Here is a 4,966-nt window from a genome sequence, read left to right on the forward strand (position 1 = left end):
ATGCCGATGCGGTGCTGCGTGCGCATGCGCCGCAGCGCCGCCTCGAGCAACTGCGCGCCCGCCTGCTCGCGTTGGCCCCGCGTCCGCAGGCCGCCGCCGTGCGCGCACTGCAGCGGGACACCTTGCGCCTGCGTGCACTCGCCCGCTCCCTGGAAGCCATCAGCCCCTTGGCCACCGTCGCCCGCGGCTACGCACTGGTGACGAAGGAGGACGGCACGCTGGTGCGCTCGGTGGCGCAGGTGCGGCCAGGCGACCGGCTCGAAGCGCAGGTCAGCGATGGCCGATTGACGCTGCGCGCCGACTAGCGCCTTCGCTCACCCTCGACGTCACTGCGGATTCTTTTCCCGTCGTCCCGACGACGGGCTGCCCCCATCTACAGGAGCTTCACCATGATCACCCACGAACAACTGGTCGAGATGTTCGACAACATGGCCAGGGAGACGCCCTGGGACCTGCGCAAGCCGCTGGTGTGGGGTTACTTCTTCACCCACCATGCGCGGCCTGCGCTGGAGGCGGTGGTGCCGGTGCTGCAAGGACAGGGTTACCGTGTCATTGCGCTCTACTTGGAAGACAAGGACAGCCGCAAGGATCCGGACCTGTGGTGGCTGCACGTCGAGAAGACCGAAGTCCACACGCCCGACAGCCTCCACGAGCGCAACCAGGCGCTCTACCGGTTCGCCAGCGAGCATGGCCTGGATGCGTATGACGGCATGGACGTGGGCGCGATCGACTGACATCGCGGTGTTGTGGCCGATGTCGCAGCATCGCCGAGCGCCACCCTTCAACCCCGTTTCCGTATCCCATGCGTTCGACTCCCCGTCCCACTCACGGAGTCACGCCATGTCGCACCGTCTGACCCTCACCCTGCTGGCCGTCGCCCTGTTGGCCGCGTGCCAGTCCAGCCCCACCGCGCACTCCACGTCCGACGCCGAGGCGGCCGCGGCCGCAGCTTCGGATAAGGCGCGTTTCGCCCGCCAGGCAGCGGAGGCGGCTTCGAACGAACAGGCCACGCTGGACAGCGTGGTGGTCACCGGGGAGCGCCTGCGCCGTGAACAGGCCAAGACCGCCATCGCCGGCGTGCAGGCCTATGCGCCTGCATCGCCGCCTCCCCCGCCAGCCCCGCCGATGGCGGTGCAGTACGCGCACGCTGCCGCCGTCCTGGCGCCGCAGGCCGACGCGGCCAACACCGAGAATTACGCGGAACGCAACGACAATCCGGTGCGCCGCACCGTGGACGAACCCGTGTCCACCTTCTCGGTGGACGTGGACACCGGCAGCTACAGCAATGTGCGCCGCATGCTGCGCGAGGGCCAACGACCCCCGGCCGATGCGGTGCGCGCGGAGGAATTCATCAACTACTTCCGCTATGGCCACGCCGCGCCGACCGACCGCAGCCGCCCGTTCAACGTGACCACCGAACTCGCGCCCGCGCCTTGGAACGCGCAGCGGCAGTTGCTCATGGTCGGCATCAAGGGCTACGACGTGCCGAAGGCGACCTTGCCGCCGGCCAACCTCGTGTTCCTGCTGGACACGTCCGGTTCCATGGAGTCGCCCGACAAGTTGCCGCTGCTGAAGCAGTCCTTCGCCCAACTGGTCCCGCAACTGCGTGCGCAGGACCGTGTCAGCATCGTGGTTTACGCGGGATCGGCGGGCCTGGTGCTGCCACCGACCCCCGGCAACCGGCACGATGAGATCCTCGGCGCGCTGGACCGCCTCCAGGCCGGCGGCAGCACCAACGGAGGCGACGGCATCCGCCTGGCCTATGCGATGGCGAAGCAGGCCTTCGTGAGGGACGGCGTGAACCGCGTGATCCTCGCCACCGACGGCGATTTCAACGTAGGCACGGTCAGCCAGGATGCGCTGGAGACGATGGTCGCCGACCAGCGCGCGTCCGGCATCGCGTTGACGACGCTCGGCTTCGGTACCGGCAACTACAACGACGCGCTCGCCGAGAAGCTGGCCGATGTCGGCGACGGCAATCACGCCTACATCGACACGTTGCAGGAGGGACGCAAGGTGCTGGTGGACGAAATGCAGTCCACGCTGCTGACCATCGCCCGCGACGTGAAGATCCAGGTGGAGTTCAACCCCGCCGTCGTATCCGAGTACCGGCTGATCGGCTACGAGAACCGCGTGCTGGCCAACGAGGATTTCGCCAACGACAAGGTGGATGCCGGTGACATCGGCGCAGGCCATGAAGTCACCGCGCTGTACGAGATCACCCCGGTGGGCAGCGGTGCCGAACGGCTTCCCGCATTGCGCTATGGCGGCAAGCAGGCAGGCGAACGGGCGTCCGCCACCGAGGTCGCGCACGTGCGCCTGCGCTACAAGCTGCCCGGCCAGGACAGCAGCCGCCTGATCGAAACACCGATCGCACGCAACGCGCTGACCACTCAACCGAGCGACGCCTTCCGGTTTGCCAGCGCCGTGGCGGCCTATGCCGACCTGTTGCGCGGTGGCCAGCGCATCGATGGCTGGAATTGGGGTGACGTCGCGCGCGCGGCGCGTGCAGCGAAAGGCCGCGACCCGTATGGGCTGAAGGGGGAGTTCGTCGACATGATCGACCAGGCCCACCGGCTGGTCAGGGCGGAAACCGGCAGGCCGGCCATCGCGGGCGAGTGAGCGGACAGGGAGGGCGGAACCATCCCGCCCTCCCCCGCGGGATCACGCGGGGTCGGTCACGTGCGTCTGCTCGAGGCTCGCCGCCGGCCGGCCGAGCAGGTAGCCCTGCCCGAGGTGGCAGCCCAGTTCGATCAGCGACTGGCGCTGCTCTTCGGTTTCCACGCCCTCGGCGATCGTCTCGATCCCCAGCGTGCTGGCCAGCGCCAGGATCGCACGCACCAACGCCAGGCTCTCCGGTCGCGCCTCGCTGCCCAGCCCCGACACGAAACTGCGGTCGATCTTCAGCACGGAAATGGGGAACCGGTGCAGGTAGGACAACGCCGAGAACCCGGTGCCGAAGTCATCCAGCTGCGCGAGGATGCCGTGCTGGCGCAACGTACGGAGGATGCGCAGCGTGCGTGGCGCGTCGTCGAGCAGGGCGACCTCGGTGATCTCCAGCCGCAACTGCGACGGATCGGCGCCCTGCGCTTCGAACATGGCCAGCAGGCGGTCCCCGAAGTCCGGCGAGCGGAAGTGCCGCGGCGACACGTTGACCGAGATGTAGCCTTCCACGCCGCGCGCGATCTGGCGCACCACCTGCTCGTAGAGCAACCAGTCGACCTGCTCGATCAACCCGCTGTCCTCGCCCAGACCGATGAACTCGGCCGGCAACAACAGGCCGCGTCGCTCATGCTGCCAACGCAGCAATGCCTCATGGCCGATCACGCGCCCGTCGTCCATGCGGCGGATCGGCTGGTAGAACGGCAGGAAATCGCGATGGTTGATCGCCCGGCGCAGGTCGGCTTCCAGGTCCAGGCTCTGCATCGCGGCTTCGCGCATTGCCTCGTCGAACATGGCGCAGCGGTCACGCCCCTGTTCTTTCGCGCGGTACATCGCGGCGTCGGCGTCGCGCAGCAGTTCTTCGCCATTGCGATAGCGCGGGTGCCAGACCGCGATTCCCAGGCTGGCGGAGGGGAACAGTTCGCGCCCCGCCACCCACATCGGCAGGCCGAGCACCGCCAGCAGGCGCTGGGCGAAATCGCGCACGTTCTCCACGCCCTCGGCGTACTCGACGAGCAAAGCGAATTCGTCGCCGCCCAGGCGCGCCACCATGTCCTCTTCGCGCACGCTCATGGTGATCCGGCGCGCGACTTCCACCAGCAGCTCATCGCCGGCGGCGTGGCCCATGCTGTCGTTGACAAGCTTGAAACGGTCCAGGTCAAGGAAGAGCACCGCGAACGCCTGCCCGTCGCCATGGCGGGCTCGCTCGATGGCAGCGGCGAGCCGGTCCAGCAACTGCGGTCGGTTGGGCAGGCCGGTCAGCGCGTCGTGCGTGGCCTGGTGGGTCAGCTGCTGCTCGATGCGGAGGCGCTCGCCGATCTGCGCACGCAACTGGTGGTTGGCTTCGTTGAGTTCGCGGGTACGCTCTTCGACGCGGCGCTCGAGCTCGGCATGCGCGCTGCGCAACCGCTCCTGCGTGCGCTGGCGATCGAGTCCGTTGCCGATATGGTGCGCCACGAACGTCAACAGGTTCTGGTCGTGGGACGTGAACTTGGCTTCCTGGGAGTAGCTCTGAACGACCACCGTACCCACGACGTCCTCGCCCCGGAACAGCGGCACGCCCAGCCAGCTGTACGCTGGCGGGCCATGTTGCTGCAGCTTGCCGGCGTTCGCCAGTTCGCCGATCACCTCGCGATCGGCCAGCAACGGGCGGCCCGTGGCGATGACGTACTCGGTCAGGCCGTTGGTCATGCGACGCGCCTTGCGCATCGGGTCGCGTTCGTCGATCGAGTACGGGAAGTTCAACTGGCCGCCGTCGTCCGAGACCAGCGCGATGTAGAAATTGCGCGCGTCGATCAGCTCGTCCACCACCACGTGCACGTCGGCGTAGAAGCGCTCGAGGCTTTCGGAGGTGATCGCCAGCTCGGTGATGCGGAACAGTGCGCGCTGCAGCTTCTCGGCGCGCTTGCGCTCCATGATCTCCGCCTGCAGTTCGCGGTTGGCGCGCTGCAGTTCATGCGTGCGCACCGCCACCCGGTGCTCCAGCTCGACGTGCGCGTGCTTGCGGTCCAGCGCGGTGAGGATGTGCTGCGCCACGTACCCCAGCAGCGCTCGGTCCTCGTCGGCGTAACTGGCTGGCGTATCGTAGCTCTGCACCACGATGGCGCCGCAGACGCGGTCGTCGCGCCGCATCGGCACGCCCAGCCAGTCCAGGCTGTCCGGCCCGTGCGATGGATCGCGCACCACGCCCAGCTTCTGCCGGATCACCGCAGACGGGCCGCGCAACGGCTGACCGTGGCGCAGCATCGCGAACGTCATGCTGTTGGCCATCTCCTCTTCGCCGAACTCGCGCTCGGGCTCGGCG

4 protein-coding genes are annotated in these 4,966 nt (G+C 68.2%); 3 read left to right on the forward strand and 1 reads right to left on the reverse strand.

Features of this window, described 5'->3' with window-relative positions; all coding sequences use genetic code 11:
- From AC04L7_RS12225 to AC04L7_RS12235, 3 genes are all read left to right on the forward strand, one after another.
- A partial coding sequence (locus tag AC04L7_RS12225) for an exodeoxyribonuclease VII large subunit (RefSeq protein ID WP_475513096.1) occupies positions 1 to 305 on the forward strand: 305 nt, incomplete at its 5' end.
- 84 nt (positions 306 to 389) lie between these two features.
- Complete coding sequence (locus AC04L7_RS12230) at positions 390 to 734, forward strand: ribonuclease E inhibitor RraB (RefSeq protein WP_296280174.1); 345 nt, start codon at positions 390 to 392, stop codon at positions 732 to 734.
- A 106-nt stretch (positions 735 to 840) separates the two neighbouring features.
- Entirely contained in the window at positions 841 to 2,622 is a 1,782-nt protein-coding gene (locus AC04L7_RS12235; protein WP_296280173.1) for a vWA domain-containing protein, read from the forward strand.
- A 42-nt stretch (positions 2,623 to 2,664) separates the two neighbouring features.
- On the opposite strand, the gene AC04L7_RS12240 is transcribed toward AC04L7_RS12235, so the two are convergent.
- Positions 2,665 to 4,966, reverse strand: a 2,302-nt coding sequence (locus AC04L7_RS12240; protein ID WP_475513097.1) for a putative bifunctional diguanylate cyclase/phosphodiesterase, incomplete at its 5' end; no start/stop codon positions are given.

The sequence above is a fragment of the Pseudoxanthomonas sp. LjRoot204_2 genome (genome assembly GCF_056175765.1).